The 16,379-nt window shown below is 74.0% G+C and carries 10 protein-coding genes; 4 read left to right on the top strand and 6 right to left on the bottom strand.

The window, feature by feature from the left end; all coding sequences use genetic code 11:
- Positions 1-55 precede the first annotated feature (55 nt).
- The 3 genes from ACGFRF_RS03035 to ACGFRF_RS03045 form a co-directional block, all read right to left on the bottom strand.
- Positions 56-4,372, bottom strand: coding sequence for an HAD-IC family P-type ATPase (locus tag ACGFRF_RS03035; protein WP_393736595.1), 4,317 nt, complete (start codon positions 4,370-4,372; stop codon positions 56-58).
- Between the two features lie 8 nt (positions 4,373-4,380).
- Complete coding sequence (locus tag ACGFRF_RS03040; protein ID WP_393736597.1) at positions 4,381-4,905, bottom strand: hypothetical protein; 525 nt, start codon at positions 4,903-4,905, stop codon at positions 4,381-4,383.
- Between the two features lie 326 nt (positions 4,906-5,231).
- Positions 5,232-6,563, bottom strand: a complete 1,332-nt coding sequence (locus ACGFRF_RS03045; RefSeq protein ID WP_393736599.1) for an SGNH/GDSL hydrolase family protein — start codon at positions 6,561-6,563, stop codon at positions 5,232-5,234.
- 280 nt (positions 6,564-6,843) lie between these two features.
- Between ACGFRF_RS03045 and ACGFRF_RS03050 the strand changes: the two genes are divergently transcribed.
- Both ACGFRF_RS03050 and ACGFRF_RS03055 read left to right on the top strand, forming a co-directional pair.
- Positions 6,844-7,800, top strand: a complete 957-nt coding sequence (locus ACGFRF_RS03050; RefSeq protein ID WP_393736601.1) for a polysaccharide lyase family 1 protein — start codon at positions 6,844-6,846, stop codon at positions 7,798-7,800.
- A 66-nt stretch (positions 7,801-7,866) separates the two neighbouring features.
- Positions 7,867-8,655 carry a pectate lyase gene (locus tag ACGFRF_RS03055; protein WP_393736602.1) on the top strand — a complete coding sequence of 263 codons (789 nt, stop codon included), beginning with the start codon at positions 7,867-7,869 and terminating at the stop codon, positions 8,653-8,655.
- Positions 8,656-9,026: 371 nt separating this feature from the next.
- Here ACGFRF_RS03055 and ACGFRF_RS03060 read toward each other — a convergent pair whose 3' ends face one another.
- Entirely contained in the window at positions 9,027-9,785 is a 759-nt protein-coding gene (locus ACGFRF_RS03060) for a PaaX family transcriptional regulator C-terminal domain-containing protein (RefSeq protein ID WP_393736604.1), read from the bottom strand.
- Between the two features lie 71 nt (positions 9,786-9,856).
- Here ACGFRF_RS03060 and ACGFRF_RS03065 point away from each other — a divergent pair, with 71 nt between their 5' ends.
- Positions 9,857-11,533 (top strand): acyl-CoA dehydrogenase family protein, encoded by a 1,677-nt coding sequence (locus ACGFRF_RS03065; protein WP_393736606.1) that lies wholly within the window; start codon positions 9,857-9,859, stop codon positions 11,531-11,533.
- Positions 11,534-11,885: 352 nt separating this feature from the next.
- Here ACGFRF_RS03065 and ACGFRF_RS03070 read toward each other — a convergent pair whose 3' ends face one another.
- Together ACGFRF_RS03070 and ACGFRF_RS03075 are read right to left on the bottom strand one after the other, a co-directional pair.
- Positions 11,886-13,958, bottom strand: a complete 2,073-nt coding sequence (locus tag ACGFRF_RS03070; RefSeq protein ID WP_393736608.1) for a protein kinase — start codon at positions 13,956-13,958, stop codon at positions 11,886-11,888.
- Between the two features lie 387 nt (positions 13,959-14,345).
- The gene (locus tag ACGFRF_RS03075; RefSeq protein ID WP_393736610.1) at positions 14,346-14,936 is read right to left on the bottom strand and encodes a hypothetical protein; all 591 of its coding nucleotides are present in this window, start codon (positions 14,934-14,936) and stop codon (positions 14,346-14,348) included.
- A 272-nt stretch (positions 14,937-15,208) separates the two neighbouring features.
- On the opposite strand from ACGFRF_RS03075, the gene ACGFRF_RS03080 reads away from it, so the two are divergent.
- Positions 15,209-16,297: a WD40/YVTN/BNR-like repeat-containing protein gene (locus tag ACGFRF_RS03080; RefSeq protein ID WP_393736612.1), complete on the top strand. Its 1,089-nt coding sequence runs from the start codon at positions 15,209-15,211 to the stop codon at positions 16,295-16,297.
- Positions 16,298-16,379: the final 82 nt, after the last annotated feature.

The raw sequence follows: 16,379 nt of genomic DNA on the forward strand, positions 1-16,379 counted from the left end.
CCCCGTCGGTTCGCAAGCCGCCCTCCTGGGCGCCCGGGAGCGGGCCCGGTCGGTTTCAGGCTGCCTTTTCGGGCGCCCATGCGGTCGGTAGCAGTCGTTCGACGGTCTCCTCCAGGCGGGGCAGAGCGCGCTGACCCGCCAGGGCCAGGGCGATCGCCGCCACGACCCCCGCCCAGGCGACCGGGCCGAGCGGGGTGCACCCGAAGAGGCGGCTGACGCCCGGGGTCTGCACCAAGGCGACCAGCGCCACGGCGGATCCCAGGGAAGTGACCTGCACCAGGCGGCTGTCGCGCCGGTCGAGCAGGGTCTGCACGAGCTGGGTACCGACCACCCCGCACAGGGCCATGGTGCTGGAACGGCGGGCGGTGCCCGGGGTGAAGCGGCCGATCAGCCAGGCCGTCACCGCGCCCAGGCAGGTGGTGAGGGCCCGGTGCCGGATCTGCCGCAGCAGGGGTTCGCCCAGCACACCGGCCGCTTCCTCCACGTGAGCCAGGTCCGCCTCGCCCTCCTTCTGCGTCACCGCCACCGCCATCGACGGGAACAGGTCGGTGAACAGGTTCACCATGAGCATCTGCCGGGTGGACAGCGGAGCCCGCCCGGACAGCAGCGTGCCGAGGATGCCGAAGCCGACCTCGCCCGCGTTGCCGCCGATCAGGATGGCGATGGCGTCGGCCACGCTGTGCCACAGGGCACGTCCCTCGCCGACCGCGTCGATCAGGACGGTCAGGTCGTCGTCGGTGAGGACGATGTCGGCGGCGTTGCGCGCGGCGGCCGAGCCCCGCGCATTGATGCCGACGCCGATGTCGGCGGCGCGGATGGCCGCGGCGTCGTTGGCGCCGTCGCCGACCATGCCGACCACCCGGCCCGCGTCCCGCAGCGCCTCCACGACCTGGAGTTTCTGCTCGGGCGCCACCCGGGCCACCACGCCCGCGTCGCGCAGCATGCGGGCCCGGGCCGCCCGGTCCGCCGCCGCCAGTTCGTCCCCGGTGACCACCACGGTGTCCTCGGGCCAGCCCAGATCGGCGGCGATGGCCCGCGCGGTCTGCGGGTGGTCGCCGGTGAGCATGACCGGTCGTACACCCGCCTTGCCCAGGCCGCTCACCAGGGCCGTGGAGGTCTCGCGCGGTACGTCGGACAGCGCGAGCAGACCGGTGAACTCCAGTCCCGCCAGCGGCTGTTCGAGAACGTCGGACTCCTTCTCGGCCGCGTCGAGCCGGCGTTCGGCCACCGCGAGGACCCGCAGCCCGTCCCCGGCGAGGGTGTGCGCGGCGTCGGAGGCGTGCTCCGGGAGCCCGGAGCAGGCGGGCAGCACGGTCTCCGGCGCGCCCTTGACGACGAGCACGGGCGGGCCGTCGCCGGTGCGGCCGACAGCGGCGGCGTAACCCCGCGCGGCCTCGAACGGCAGGTCCGCGAGCTGCGTCCAGTCCGGGTCGGGACCTGCCTCGGCCAGCACGGCCTCGTCGGTGGCGTGCACCGGACGGTCGGAGCCGCCGTTGAGCCGCGGGCAGGCCCGCACGGCGGCCCGGACGGTGTCCGCTGACCCGGCGTCGTCCACCCCGCGGACCGTACCGTCGGCGTCACAGACGCGCACGAGCCGCAGCCGGTTCTCGGTCAGGGTGCCGGTCTTGTCGAAGCAGATGGTGTCCATGCGGCCCAGCGCCTCCAGCGTGCGCGGGGTGCGCACGAGGACACCGCCACGGCTCAGCCGCCGGGCGGCCGCCAGCTGGGCGACCGTGGCCACCAGCGGCAGACCCTCGGGGACGGCCGCCACCGCCACCGCGACACCGCCGCTGACCGCCTCACGGATGGGGGTGCCGCGCAGCAGCGCCAGACCGGTGACCACGGCACCGCCCGCAAGCGTCAACGGCAGTGCCTTGCGGGTGAGGTCCTGCAGCCTGGCCTGCACGCCGCCCGCCGGGGGCGTGCGCGCGGCGAGGTGGACGGCGCGGGCGGCCTCGGTGCGGTCGCCGGTGTCGACCACGACGGCGTGGGCCTGTCCCGCCACCACGGTCGTGCCCTCGAAGACCATGCAGCGCCGGTCGGCGACCGCGGCGTGCGGGGTCGGGCCGATCTGCTTCTCCACCGGCAGCGACTCGCCGGTCAGCGCGGACTCGTCGACCTCCAGGCCGTCCTGCCACAGCAGACGGGCGTCGGCGGGCACCACGTCGTCCGTCTTGAGCTGGATCACGTCGCCCGGCAGAAGCTTGCCGGCCTCCACGGTGCGGGTCCCGCCGGCCGGTGCCTCCTCCTCCGGCGGCACGAGGCGCGCCTTCTGCTTCTGTTCGGCGACCAGTCCGGACAGCGCCCGTTCGGCGCGCATCCGCTGGATGCCGCCGACCAGGGCGTTCAGGTCCAGGGCGCCGAGGACGAGCAGGGCGTCCATGACGGAGCCGAGGATCGCCGACGCCGCCGAGCCGACGGCCAGGACGGGGGTGAGCGGGTCGTGGAGTTCGCCGTTGACGGCACGGCCGAGCCGGTAGGACCAGCGCACGGGTGCGGCGACCGGGTGCCGGGTGACACCGTCGGTCGCTCGGCGCAGGCGCGCGGCCAGGTCCTGCAGGGCCGTGCGCTCGGCGACCGGTTCGTGCTCCAGCCGCTCACGTGCCTGGTCCGGGTGCAACTCGTGCCAGTGCACGCGCGGACGCGGATGCGGGGCGCGGGCCGCCGCCACGCCGATTGCAGCCCGTGCCCCGGACAACAGGGCGGACGCGGCGCCGACGTCGACGGGTGCGTGCCGGAGCCCCGGCAGTACGGCGAGGCGACCGCGTCCGCGCCCGGACTCGCCGACGGCCACGAGGAGACCGGACAGCGCGGCACCGGAGCGGGCGAGGGTCTGGGACCTCCGGCCGACCCCGCGGGCGGCCGGGACGGCGGTCAGCACCCGCCACACGTCGGGCAGGCCGTGCAGGGCCAGGATGTCCGCGCCCCACACGACCGCGCCGTCCTGGTCGGTCAGGGCGACGGCCACGTCACTGGCGCGCAGGGCGGCCAGGACGTCGTGCTCCTCGGCCGCGCGCACACGGGCGACCGTGAGCACGGCACCCGATTCGCCGCGCGCCTCGTACACCACGTCGTCCAGCGGCCGACGGGCGTCGACCACCTGATCGGCGAGACCCGTGAAGTCCTCCAGCGCGGGGTCGTCCACGAGCACGACCCGGAGTCCTGCCCGACGCGCGGCGTCCAGCACCGGCTCGGCCCACGGGTCGGCCTCTCCGCCCTCGGTGCGCAGCGCACTCGGGTGCAGGACGACCGTGCCGGCCATCTCCAGCTGGCGCAGCCGGTCCGGGTCCCGGACCAGCACGCCGGTGCGGGCGAGGACGGTGCTGAGCAGGGCGTGGAAGGCGGCCGGGCCGTAGCGGGCCGCCTTCGGCGAGCCGGCCAGCACCGCCTCCGCCGCCTCCGCGCCGTCGTGCTTGACCAGCAGGGTGGCCACGGCGCCCAGCACGCTGCCGGTGGAGGCGTGGGAGGCGTACTCCTGGGCCGGGGACTCGCGCAGCGGCGGCCGCGGGGGGCCCTGCGCGGCGAGGCTGATCCGACCGGGTGCGCACAGCTGGTCGTGCACCCTGTCGAAGGCGGCGGCGCGGGCGACGGTCTCGGCCACCTGACAGGCCCGCAGTGCGCCGTCGAGCACGAGGGAGGTGGGGGTCTGGCCGGCGGCGTGGACGGCGGCGTTCGCCCAGGCGAGCGCGAGGTCCATCCGGCCGGCGCCCAGCCGGTCGCTCAGCCAGGCGCGGAAGCGCGGGTTCTCCCGCAGCAGTGTCACCACCGCGGTCACCACGCGGGGCGTGGGCGGCAGGCGCAACGCGTACGCGCCGAGTGCGACGCCGATGCCCACGCCGTCGGCCGCGAGCGTGGCCACCGCGGCACGCACCCCGGCCGGGTCGGCGGGATGCGTGGTCTCCTCCACCTCACCGCCGGACAGGACCAGACCGTGCCGCTCGGCCAGCTCGGCCGCGTGCTCCATGACCCGGTCGGCCGCCTCGTCCTCGGTCGCGGTCACCACCAGACGCGCGAGCCCCTGGTCCCAGTAGGCGACGAGCACGTCGGGCCGCTCGGCCAGCGTCTCGGCCACCCGTCGGGCCAGGTGGGCCGTGCCGCCCGCGCGCCGCGCCGCTTCGTGCTCCAGAGGCCGCAGGGCCAGGTGGGCGCGGGCGCCGGCCCGCCAGTGGTCACCGGCGCCGGGCAGCGTGTTGCGGGCCACGCGCGCCACCCGCACGGCGGCGTCGGCGCCGCGCACCCCGGCGCGCGCGGTCCCGGCGGCGGCACCCGCCGCCACTCCGACGGCCGGCGCCGCCGCCCGCGCGATGAGCCGCGGGGCCGCGGGCAGCAGGCGTACGGCGGCGGAGGGCACCGTCAGCAGACCGAGGGCCATGATCCTCCTCAGAGCGAAGTGCGGTCGGGCCGCGCCGTCGGGCCGAGCGGACCGGAGGACGGCTTGGGCTCCGGTGCCGTTGTCTGCGGCGGTTTGCCGATCTGGGACGGCTCGGTGGACGCTTCGGCGCCGCCGTGCGTCTTCGCGCCCCCTGCGTGTGCCCCGGCCACCGGTTCCTGACCCGGGCGCCCGCCGGCGTGGCCGGACCTGAGCGCCGCGGTGCCGATGTCGTGCGCGGGTTCGGGACGGTGCGTGGACGCGTCCTCCGCCGGGTGCGGGGGCCGGGGCTGGGTGAGCCAGGCCACGGCGGCGCCGGTCAGGGCCACGGGCCACTCCACCACGCCCGCGGCACCGAGCAGCCCGGCCCCGGCGTACACCGCCATGCGCCGGCCGCGGGGTGAGACCGCGCCGACCTTGTCCAGTGTTTCCTCCGCCGCCCTGCCCACGGTTCCGGCGCCGGGCACCTTGCGCAGTACCGAGGCCGCGCCGCGCAGGGGCGCCGTGAGGGTCGACGACGACTTCTGCTCAGCCATGACTCTCCTCGGGTGAGATCGCTTACGTGCCCACCGAGTGCCCGCGACCGTGCTGGTCATCCCCTCTTTTCACGGGAAACGCAAGCTCTTTCCAGGGAACGCCACGGATCGCGCCGACGCCACCCGCCCCCAGCCGGCCCCGCGTCCCACGTCCCGGCGGATGCCATGGAGCCGCCCTGCACCAGGAGCCCCACTGGCCGCAGAAGGCGCGCGACACGGTCCGAGACCTGCACCCCGAACGGCGCAGAGCAGGCCCGGCCGCAAACCTGCGCCCCGAACGGCCCAGAGCGGGCGGACCACGGCTCGGGAATGCGCAGCCGGATGTGTCAGCGGGTGCGCCGGAAGAGCCCTTCCGGCACGGCCCGGGCGAGGGCCCGGTAGCCCTCGGGGTCGAGGTGCAGCCAGTCCCCGGCGTGGAGGGCGGCGAGCAGCCGGTCCGGTGCCTGCGGGTCCCGTACCGCCCGGTCGAAGTCGATCACCGCGTCGAAGTGGCCGGGGGTGCGGATCCAGGCGTTGACGCGTCGCCGGGAGGCCTCCCGCTCCCCCGCCGCGTCGTCGTACAGGGTGTTGCCGCCGAACGGTGTGAGGGTCGCGCCGTAGACCCGGATGCCCTGGGCGTGGGCGCGGACGACGATCTGCCGGTACCCCGCGATCAGGTCGGTGGTGACCGCACGCTGGGCCCGCAAGGTGGCCTCGGCGGTGCCGATGTCGTTGACGCCCTCGAAGAGGATCAGCCAGGCGACCCCGCTGCGGGAGAGGACGTCGCGGTCGAGGCGGGCGAGGACGTTGGGGCCGAGTCCGTCGGCGAGGACCCGGTTGCCGCCGGCCGCCTGGTTGAGGACGGCGATGTCCGACGTGTCCGGGCGGGCCCGCAGACGGTCGAAGAACTGATCCGGCCAGCGGTCGTTGCCGTTGGTCGTGGAGCCCCGGCCGTCGGTGAGCGAGTCGCCCACGACGGCCACCGCCCGGGTGCGGCCGGGCGACAGCACCTCGACGTCGCTGAGCAGGTACCAGTGGTCGACGGCGGTCGCGTCCGTGAGGTCGCGGTCGCGGGTGTGGTCCCCGTGCACCAGGTGGGAGGTGGTGCGGGAGCCGGGGTGGGAGGTGAGCGCCGGCGACGCCTGGCCGCGCGCGGTGTACGCCGTCACCGTCAGCACGCCGCCGGCGCGCAGGTCGAAGTCGAGGGCGTCGGAGACGAGCTGGGCGCCGACCGGGACGGTGGCGGAGTCCCGGCCCGCGAAGGTGACCCGTCGCAGGCTTCCCGGCTCGATCGCGCTCGCCCCGGCCTTGCCGCCCTCCGGCAGGGCCACGGTCACGGCGGTGAGCGGCAGCGGAGTGTCGCCGTAGGCGTTGGAGAAGCGCAGCCGGATGCGGTGGCCTCCAAGGGTCACCCGCACGGTCTGCCGCAGCGTGGTGTCCACGAGCACCGACTTCTCACCGGTGTACGGCGCGGGCGGCAGGTTGGCGGGCTCGGTCAGCTGGGGCATGCCGGTCCATGTGTGGACCCAGTGTCTGGCCGGCGGCGAAGTTCCCTGGCCCGCAGTCGCGTCGGGGTGGTCGAGGAGCGCTGTCAGCGCGGAGGACGTCACGACCAGCGCGAGGACGAGGACACAGGTGCCGAGCAGGGTGGCGAGCGGGGATCGGGTGGGCTGCTTCACGGGGACCTTCCCGTAGACGCGAGGGGGCGCGTCGACCGGCCGAGGCGCATCGTGGCATGAACACGCCCTCCGTGGAAGCGCTCCCACACACTTTCCGGCGACCGGAGCGAACCGTGCGGGAGGCGTTGACTAGAAAGCGCTTACCCCCTACGGTCCGTTCATCAGCGTGACCTAAGAACCCCGCGAAGGGCGTCCTATGGCCACGCAGACCCACTTGCGTTCCACATGGCGTACGTCTTTCACGTACGTAACCCTCCCCCACTCGAAGGGACGCACCCGTATGCAGCGACAACGACGCGCCGGGATGACGGTGGCCGCCCTGTCGGCCGCGACCACGCTCGCGCTCGCCTTCCCCCATCCCGCCGGGGCCGCGGACGCCTCGCCGGTCGGGTTCGGCGCCGGGACTACCGGCGGCGGCAGTACCACGGCGGTGACGGTGTCCACCCTGGACGCCTTCAGGACGGCCGTGTCCGGCGGTTCCGCGAAGGTGGTGAAGGTCGACGGCCTGATCACGCTGAGCGGCCAGGTCGACATCGGCTCCAACACCACGGTCCTCGGCGTCGGATCCTCCTCCGGCTTCACGGGCGGCGGACTACGGCTGAAGAAGGTGACCAACGTCGTCATCCGCAACCTCGACATCAGCAAGGCGGTCAAGACGGACGCGATCACCGTGCAGTCGTCGACGAAGGTGTGGATCGACCACAACACGCTGTCGTCCGACCGCGAGCACGGCAAGGACCACTACGACGGCCTGGTCGACATCACGCACGCCTCCGACCAGGTCACCGTGTCCTGGAACACCTTCAGGGACCACTACAAGGGCTCACTCGTCGGCCACAGCGACAACAACGCGAGCGAGGACACGGGGCATCTGCGCGTGACCTACCACCACAACTGGTTCGACAAGGTCAACTCCCGCATACCCAGCCTGCGTTTCGGGACGGGACACTTCTACGACAACTACGTCGTCGGCGCCGAGACCGCCGTCCACTCCCGCATGGGCGCGCAACTGCTGGTCGAGAACAACGTCTTCCGCGACACCCAGGTCGCGGTCACCACCAACCGGGACAGCGACGTGGACGGGTACGCCGACCTGCGCGGCAACGATCTCGGCGGAGCCGCCACCGAAGTCTCGCGCACGGGCACCTTCACCAGTCCGCCGTACGCCTACACCGCCGAGCCCGCCTCGAGCGTCGTCGCCTCGGTGACGTCCGGCGCGGGCGCCGGGAAGCTCTGACCGTCCCCGGTCAGCCGACTCCAGCCCCCTCACACTCGAACACACTCGGAAGAAGGCATTCGGGACATGACGTCACGCGCACCCTCACGAACCCTGCTGGGCGGACTGGCCGTCCTCGGCCTCTCGCTTGGCATGATCATGACAGACGGCACACCGGCGAGCGCGGCCACCTGGCCGACCCCCGACGGCAGCCAGGCGGTCTCCTCGACCATCTCGGTCTCCGGCACCGAGGACTACGGGATGAAGCGGCTGTACGGCACCGGCGACCTGGGGTCCGACAGCCAGGACGAGGACCAGGGACCCATCCTGGAACTGGCACCCGGCGCAGTGCTCAAGAACGTCGTCATCGGCGCCCCCGCCGCGGACGGCATCCACTGCCTGGGCAGCTGCACCCTGCAGAACGTCTGGTGGGAGGACGTCGGCGAGGACGCGGCCACCTTCCTCGGCTCCTCGTCGTCCAACGTCTACACCGTCAGCGGCGGCGGGGCGAAGGAGGCCGGCGACAAGGTGTTCCAGTTCAACGGCGCCGGCACGCTGAACGTCTCGGGCTTCGCCGTGAAGAACTTCGGCACCTTCGCGCGCTCCTGCGGCAACTGCAAGACGCAGTACAAGCGGACGATCAACCTCAGCGGCATCGAGGTGACCTACAAGGGCAGCAAGCTCGTCGGCATCAACACCAACTACGGCGACAGCGCGACCCTGCGGAACATCACCGTCATCGGTGACACCAGCAAGAAGATCATTCCCTGCCAGAAGTACATCGGCAACAACACCGGCAAGGAACCCACCACGAACGGCTCGGGCCCGGACGGCACGTATTGCAAGTACTCCGGCTCGGACATCACGTACAAGTGAGTCCTGGCCGACCCCGCGGGGGCGCCACCGGCGCCCCCGTGGGGGGCTGTGCACGCACCGCCGGTCCCGACCTCTCCCGCCAGGACCCGTCCGGCCGATCATGGTCGGGGGCGGCTCGAAAGTGCCCGGCACCAGAGCCGGAACGTCTTCTGCTGGGTCGCGTAGGGGCGCGGGTCAGCAGGCAGATCGCGTCAACGGCCGCGGTGACGGTGCCGAGGAGACCGCGGCCGAGGGGAACGCGGTCGAGCTTGTCGTAGCGAGGGGCGGTCCCCCGGGACTGTCTCCGGCGGTTGACCGCCCGTCCCACGGCGGTGCGCTTCCTGCGGCGGTCCTCGTCGCGGCCGGCGCCGGTGACCGGGCGGACCGGGCGGTCAGCGTGGCTCCTCCCGCGGGCCCAGCGAGGCGGCCAGTTCCCGTCGGTAGGCGGCGTACGCCCCGCGCAGGGCCTCGCCCGGCCAGTCGGCGGGCAGGAGAGCGGGCGGCAGCACGGGGTCGGCCAGCAGGTGCCGTACGGCGGCGGCGTAGGCGGTGAGGCGGTCGGCCGGATGCTCGGCCGCGGTCGCGCGGGCGAGCAGGGAACGCGCGGTAGCCGCCCACGCGTCCAGCGGCCAGAGCCGGCCGACCAGGTCGCCCGGGGGCTCGTCGGGGCGGGCGGAGTACGTCCGGGCCGCAGCGTGCAGTTCGTCCGGCAGGGGGCGGTCGAGGTTGGCCGGGCGCAGCCACACGCCCTCGCGGAGTTCGGCCAGCCGCAGGGCGGTCAACCGGGCGCGCAGGTCGGCGCGTTCGGCCGGGCCGCGGCCCGTCGCCGTGATCACCACCATCTCCCAGTCGCCGTCCCACGCGCGCGTGCCGGGGTGCACGGCGTCGTCCTGGCGGCGCCGGCGGGCCAGCAGTCGGTCGCTGAGCCGGTAGACGGCGTCCGCGCGCCGCAGGTCGCCGGCGGCCACCATCCGGCTCAGCGCGGCACGCAGGGTGGAGCCCCCGACACCGAACGGCTCCACCAGCCGGATCAGGTCCTTCACGGGCAGTTCCGGCGGCTGCGCGCCGAGCAGCAGGCTCAGCACGACCGACCGCGCGGACAGCGGCCGCAGGCCGGCCGCGTCCGGCTCCGCCGACACGTTCATGCGCATGGGCACGTACTGTACGTGCGCCTTCTTGTTGCATCATTGCTACAGCCGCAGGAGGAGTGCAACATGCTCGTATGGTCTCGATTCCCGCGCAGTCGCCGCCTCCGCCGCCCCACCCGCAGTTCGCCACGCACGACGTCACCAACCAGGCCCCGCCGCTCGCCCCCTACGACGCCTCCGACGACCGGGCCCTGCTGGAGGGGCTGCGCCGGGAGGGCGCCGACTGGGCCGAGGAGGACATCCGCAGGCTCGGGGCGCGCGCCGGGAGCGCGGAGGCGCAGGAGTGGGGCGAGCTGGCCAACCGGTACGAGCCCGTCCTGCGCACCCACGACCGCTACGGCCACCGGGTCGACGAGGTGGAGTTCCACCCCAGCTGGCACCACCTGATGCGCACGGCGGTGGCCGAGGGCCTGGCCGGGGCCCCATGGGCGGACGAGCGGCCCGGTGCCCATGTGGCCCGTACCGCGGGCGGGCTGGTGTGGGGGCACACGGAGGCCGGTCATGGCTGCCCGACGTCGATGACGTACGCCGCCGTGCCCGCGCTGCGGGCGCAGCCGGACCTGGCCAAGGTCTACGAGCCGCTGCTCACCAGCCGGGAGTACGACCCCGAGCTGCGCGTGCCGGCCGAGAAGCCCGGGCTGCTCGCCGGGATGGGCATGACCGAGAAGCAGGGCGGCTCCGACGTCCGGACGAACACCACCACGGCCACGCCCACCGACGAACCCGGCGTGTACACGCTGCGCGGGCACAAGTGGTTCACCTCGGCGCCGATGTGCGACGTCTTCCTGGTGCTCGCGCAGGCCCCGGGCGGGCTCTCCTGCTTCCTGGTACCGCGGATCCTGCCGGACGGCAGCCGCAACACCTTCCGCATCCAGCGGCTGAAGGACAAGCTCGGCAACCGCTCCAACGCCTCCTCGGAGCCGGAGTTCGACCGGACCGTGGCTTGGCTGGTGGGTCCCGAGGGCAGGGGCGTGAAGACCATCATCGAGATGGTCAACTGCACCCGGCTGGACTGTGTGATGTCCTCGGCGACCCTGATGCGCAAGACGCTCGTCGAGGCGGGCCACCACGCCCGGCACCGCAGCGCGTTCGGGGCCCGCCTCGTCGACCAGCCGCTCATGCGCAACGTCCTGGCCGACCTCGCGCTGGAGTCGGAGGCGGCGACGACGCTGACGCTGCGGCTGGCCGGGGCGGCGGACCGTGCGGTGCGCGGAGACGTGGGCGAGCGGGCGTTCCGCCGGATCGCGACCGCGGTGGGCAAGTACTGGGTGACCAAGCGGGGCCCGGCGTTCACCGCCGAGGCCCTGGAGTGCCTGGGCGGCAACGGATACGTCGAGGAGTCCGGCATGCCGCGGCACTACCGGGAGGCTCCGCTGCTGTCGATCTGGGAGGGCTCCGGGAACGTCAACGCGCTCGATGTGCTGCGGGCCCTCGGCCGGGAACCGGACAGCGCCGAGGCCCTGTTCGCCGAACTCGCCCTCGCGCGCGGGGCGGACGCCCGCCTGGACGCGGCCGTGACCGGGCTGAAGGACCAGTTGGCCGAGACCGAGCAGGTCGGCGCCCGCCGGCTGGTCGAGCGGATGGCCCTCGCCCTGCAGGCCTCCCTGCTGGTCCGGCACGCCCCGGCGCCGGTCGCCGACGCCTTCTGCGCGACCCGGCTGGGCGGCGACTGGGGGCACGCGTTCGGCACGCTGCCCGCCGGGACCGGCCTGGACGCGATCCTGGAGCGCGCCCTGCCCGACCGGACCTGATCCCCTCCCCAGGCGTCCTTGCCGGGTCGGCAGATGTGAGGCCGCCGGCCGATCGCACACACGTGGCGTGCGGTTCCGGACCGTTGTCAGGGCCGTGGTGCAGACTCGCGATCAGGTGGCACTCGCCCGGGGGGGGGCAACAGCCGGGTTCCTCAACCCGGTGGGCGCGGCGGCCGCCCCGTCACACGACCTGGTGGCTGCCGAACCGACCGCCCCCGCGCCGGTACACGGCCCGGGGCATCCGGTACGGCGGCACCCAGGACCTCCCCGCGGACGAGGCGTTGCTCAGAGCGTGCCGGGAGGTGCCGGCGGGGACGTAGGAGCCCGTGACAGGCCTGCGCGCACTCGGGATTCACGTCAGGCACTCGCCCGAGGTGATGAGTTCCGGGATGCGGCTGTTCCCCTCGAGGACGGCCACGCTCCAGCGGGTGTAGTTCCAGGACCTGTTGCGGTGGTACTCGGCCGTCAGCTTCGGGCACAGGATCGTGGACACCGCGTCCTGGAAGTTCGCCCGCTGGGCTCGTCCCACGAGGACGCCGTCCGTGTCCCGCGCCCACACGTAGGCGGCCTTCTCCACGGGGTCGAAGCCGAGGCTGATGGCGTCGTCGTTGCCGAAGGGAGCCAGGCCGTTCCCCTGGGCGATCCGCGCGTTCCACTCGGCCGTGATGGCCTTGTCCGCGGCGTCGGCGACCCGGATCTCGGCCTGGTCGCTGCTCGGTGACCCGGCGGTCGCGATGCCCTCCTGGCCGCCCTGCCACTGCCCGGCGACCCGGGTGAGGCACCCGTCGGTGGCCTCGCCGAAACCGAGGATGCTCGCCTCGGTGTCACCGTCGTAGTTCTTCCAGGCGACGGCGTAACGACCGTAGGACCATGCGGCCGGGTCGTCCTTCAGCCGGTGGGCGAGGGCCTTGCAGGCCGCCATCTTCCCGGCCCGGACGAACACCTCCCGGGTCTCGTCGGGGAGTTGGGAGACCGGGCCGCCGGTGACGAGCACCGTCTGCGCCCGCTTGTTGAAGGTGACGGTGGGCGTCATGAAGTCCATGTCCTTGGTCGCGAGCATGGACGTCACGTCGGCACGGACCGCCCGGTCGACTGCCGTCTCCTGCGGAGTGCTCGCACCGGTGCTGTTCCGCCATTCGTCCGAGGTCGGCTCGGACTCGTCGCCGGCGCGGGTGAAGGCCGGATCGGACACTCCTGCCAGGGGGTCGACCGGAACCGGGATCCGGCGCGGGTCGGACGGCGACGGCGCGTCGCCCCGCGGGGTCCCGGCGGGCGAGGTGCCCTGCGCGGTGCCGTCCGCGCGCGGAACGGCGGACGTGCCGGCCGTGTCCGCGGTGGCACGGCCCGCGGCACGACGGTGGCCGGCCTCGTTGTCGTGGCCGCCGGTGCGGAAGGCCAGGACGCCGCCCGTGGCGGCGCCGAGAACGGCTGCGGCGACGAGGACGGCGAGCAGGGTGCGCTTGCGGGAGGAGACCGCGGGAGCGTGCCAGTCGGGATCGTCCAGGGTGGGCATGTGCCACTCGGCGGTGACCAGTTCGCCGACCCGGGTGGGCGCCGGCCCGGCATCGCCGCCGAGGACCTGGGTCGTCTGGGCGGCGAGGAGCCGGGAGCAGTGCTCCGCCACGGTGGCCGCGGCCGGCCGCTCGGTCGGTTCCTTGGCGAGGGCCCGCCCCACGATGTCGAGCAGCGCCCCGGGGACACCGTCCAGGTCGGGATCGCCGGACATGACGCGGAAGGCGACGGCGTCCGGCGCACCGCCGCCGAAGGGGAGCCGTCCGGTGGCCGCGTAGGCGATCAGCGCGCCCCAGGCGAAGACGTCTGCCTGGGGTCCGGCCGTGCCGGTGCGGTAGTACTCGGGGCTGATCCAGCCCGGTGTGCCGGTCAGCACACCGGTGCGGGTCACGCTGGTGCCGTCCGCGGCCCGGGCTATGCCGAAGTCCAGGACGCGCGGACCGGCCGGGGTGAGGACGACGTTCTGCGGCTTCACGTCGCGGTGTACGACACCGGCCGCGTGGATGGCGGCCAGCGCCTGTGCGGTGCCGGTCGCGAAGGCGTAGAGCGTCCCGCCGGTGAGGGGGCCGTGCGCGGCCAGGTGCTGGTTGAGGGTGGGGCCTGGAGCGTAGGCGGTGGCCAGCCAGGGCGCGGCGGCCTCGGGATCGGCCGCCAGGAGCGGTACGAGGCAGGGGCCCTGCACCCGTGCGGAGAGTTGTACCTCACGCCGGAACCGGGCCCGGAACTCCGGGTCCCCGGCCTGTCCGGCGTGGATCACCTTGACCGCGACCCGCAGACCGTCGGCGGTCAGACCGGCGTACACGGTGCCCATGCCACCGGCGCCGAGACGGCCGATGATCCGGTACGGGCCGATACGGGAGGGATCACCGGGCCGGGCCGGCTGGACGTGTTCCGGAGAGCCGGCAGTGCTCACGGACTTCTTCCGTTCCTCGAGACGATCGGGCCGGGGATGCGGTCGGCCGGGTCCGGTGACCGGTCGACACCGCACCGGTTCAGGACACGTCGACCTCACCCCTGTGTCTTGCGCGTGTGTGACCGGTGAAGGTTCGGGGTGGTTGCCTCGACCTGAGGAACGTCATCCGATCGTGACAATGGGCGGTCGCCGCAAGCGGCCTGACGGGCACACAGCACCATCGGCCTCGTCGCAGCGACCGGTGCGCCCGGTGTGCGCCCGCCTGTCTCGCGACCTGTCTCGCCCCTGCGAGGGTGGTCACCCGATGTGGCGGCGGGTCGCCGTACCCCGGCAGCACCGGTCCGCGGTGCGACGGCGGCGTCCCTCGGTCGAGGGCGTTGCCGGGGGTCAGACCATCCGTCCCCACTGCGGCCCGAGCCGGGCCCATTCCGTGTCCCAGGCGTCCATGCGGCGGCGTTCCAGCCGGCCGCGCAGGGCCAGGCCGCCGACGAAGGGGACGGCGGCTGCGCTGACGCCCACCAGACCGCCTATGAAAGCGGCGCGGAAGGCGGCCTCGGCGGCGGAGGTGGGCCGGCCGACGAGATGGCCCTGGGGGTCGGTCCAGACGGTGACCGGGGTGCCCGCCTTGCTGCCGGGCTCCACCCGGATCCGGCCGGTGTGGGCGGAACCGTCGGCCACCGTCCAGCGCACCTTGGCCCAGACCCGTTCACCGGAGGAGACGTGGCCGTTCGCGGGGGACGACCCCGGGGCCCGCTCGACGACGCGGGCGACGGCGGGACGCCAGGCGGCGCGCTCCCGGGCGAGTCCGTGCTCCACCGTGCGGGCCGCGGTGAGGCCCGCCAGCACCCCGGCCAGAACGGTCAGCAGCCAGGCGCCGAGCACCACCCAGGCCTCCACCACGTCGGCCCGGCGTCTGAGCGGGTTGCGCCGCCAGCGCCACAGCCACACCTTCGGACCACGTAACGCCTTCAAAGGCATCCTCCTCACGAGCGCACCGACCGGCCGGACCGCCCTCCCATACGGCGGAGGTCGGTCCGTTGCTCACGACGAGCCGTCTCCCCGACGGTCGCACGAGACACCCCTTGCGCGCAGGCGCATCCCGGAACGGAACCGGCCGATCTTCGCCACAGGCCGACGACACAGCGGTGACCTGCGCGAACGCGCACTCCGGGGCAGAGTGTCAGTGGCGGGGTGCAGACTGGCCGATATCTGACGGCAACCTGGACGAAGGCGTCCCGGAGGTGATCGGCATGACCGAGGTACTGCTGGCGGTGGGCACCCGCAAAGGCCTCTTCGTCGGGCGACGGAGGGGCGGCGGCGCCTGGGAGTTCGACGAGAGCCCGTATTTCAACGCGCAGGCGGTCTACTCGGTCGCGATCGACACCCGGGGCGCCCGGCCGCGACTCCTGGCGGGCGGCGACAGCACGCACTGGGGCCCGTCGGTGTTCCACTCCGACGACCTGGGCCGCACCTGGACCGAACCGGCCCAGCCCGCCGTCAAGTTCCCCAAGGACACCGGCGCCTCCCTGGAGCGGGTCTGGCAGCTGCACCCGGCCGCCGCCGAGCCCGACGTGGTGTACGCGGGCACGGAACCGGCCGCGCTGTACCGCTCGGAGGACCGCGGGGAGAGCTTCGAACTGGTCCGGCCGCTGTGGGAGCACCCGACGCGCTCGCGATGGGTGCCGGGCGGGGGTGGCGAGGGCCTGCACACGGTGGTGACCGACGCGCGCGACCCGCGGGCGGTGACCGTGGCCGTCTCGACGGCCGGCGTGTTCCGCACCACCGACGGCGGCACGAGCTGGACGCCGTCCAACTCCGGTGTCTCCGCGGTGTTCCTGCCGGACCCGGACCCGGAGTTCGGCCAGTGCGTCCACAAGATCGCCAAGGACGCGGGCGACCCGGACCGGCTGTATCTGCAGAACCACTGGGGGGTGTACCGCAGCGACGACGCGGGCGGGCACTGGACCGACATCGGCGCGGAACTGCCGTCCACGTTCGGCTTCGCGGTGGCCACCCATCCGCACCGTGGCGACACGGCGTACGTGTTCCCGATCAACGCCGACGCGGACCGGGTGCCCGCCGAGCACCGGTGCCGGGTCTTCCGCACCGCGGACGCGGGCAGGACGTGGGAGCCGCTGTCCAAGGGACTGCCGCAGGAGGACCACTACGGCACGGTCCTGCGGGACGCCCTGTGCACCGACGACGCCGACCCGGCGGGTGTGTACTTCGGCAACCGCAACGGCGAGGTGTTCGCCTCGGCCGACGACGGCGACAGCTGGCAGCAGCTGGCCGCGCATCTGCCGGACGTGCTGTGCGTGCGGGCGGCGGTGGTGGGCTGACCACGGCGCCGAGCGGTGCGGGGGTGCCCGCGCGCCCCCGCGTGCGGCCGTCGGCCGGCCACGGCCGGCGCGCGAGCGGTGA

It is taken from the genome of Streptomyces sp. NPDC048521 (assembly GCF_043199855.1).
Taxonomy (GTDB): domain Bacteria; phylum Actinomycetota; class Actinomycetes; order Streptomycetales; family Streptomycetaceae; genus Streptomyces.

Coding starts and splice junctions, on each gene's coding strand:
- ACGFRF_RS03050 (WP_393736601.1), top strand. CDS start 6,844: ATGCAGCGACAACGACGCGCCGGGATGACGGTGGCCGCCCTGTCGGCC.
- ACGFRF_RS03060 (WP_393736604.1), bottom strand. CDS start 9,785: ATGCGCATGAACGTGTCGGCGGAGCCGGACGCGGCCGGCCTGCGGCCG.
- ACGFRF_RS03080 (WP_393736612.1), top strand. CDS start 15,209: ATGACCGAGGTACTGCTGGCGGTGGGCACCCGCAAAGGCCTCTTCGTC.
- ACGFRF_RS03075 (WP_393736610.1), bottom strand. CDS start 14,936: ATGCCTTTGAAGGCGTTACGTGGTCCGAAGGTGTGGCTGTGGCGCTGG.
- ACGFRF_RS03055 (WP_393736602.1), top strand. CDS start 7,867: ATGACGTCACGCGCACCCTCACGAACCCTGCTGGGCGGACTGGCCGTC.
- ACGFRF_RS03035 (WP_393736595.1), bottom strand. CDS start 4,372: ATGGCCCTCGGTCTGCTGACGGTGCCCTCCGCCGCCGTACGCCTGCTG.
- ACGFRF_RS03040 (WP_393736597.1), bottom strand. CDS start 4,905: ATGGCTGAGCAGAAGTCGTCGTCGACCCTCACGGCGCCCCTGCGCGGC.
- ACGFRF_RS03065 (WP_393736606.1), top strand. CDS start 9,857: ATGGTCTCGATTCCCGCGCAGTCGCCGCCTCCGCCGCCCCACCCGCAG.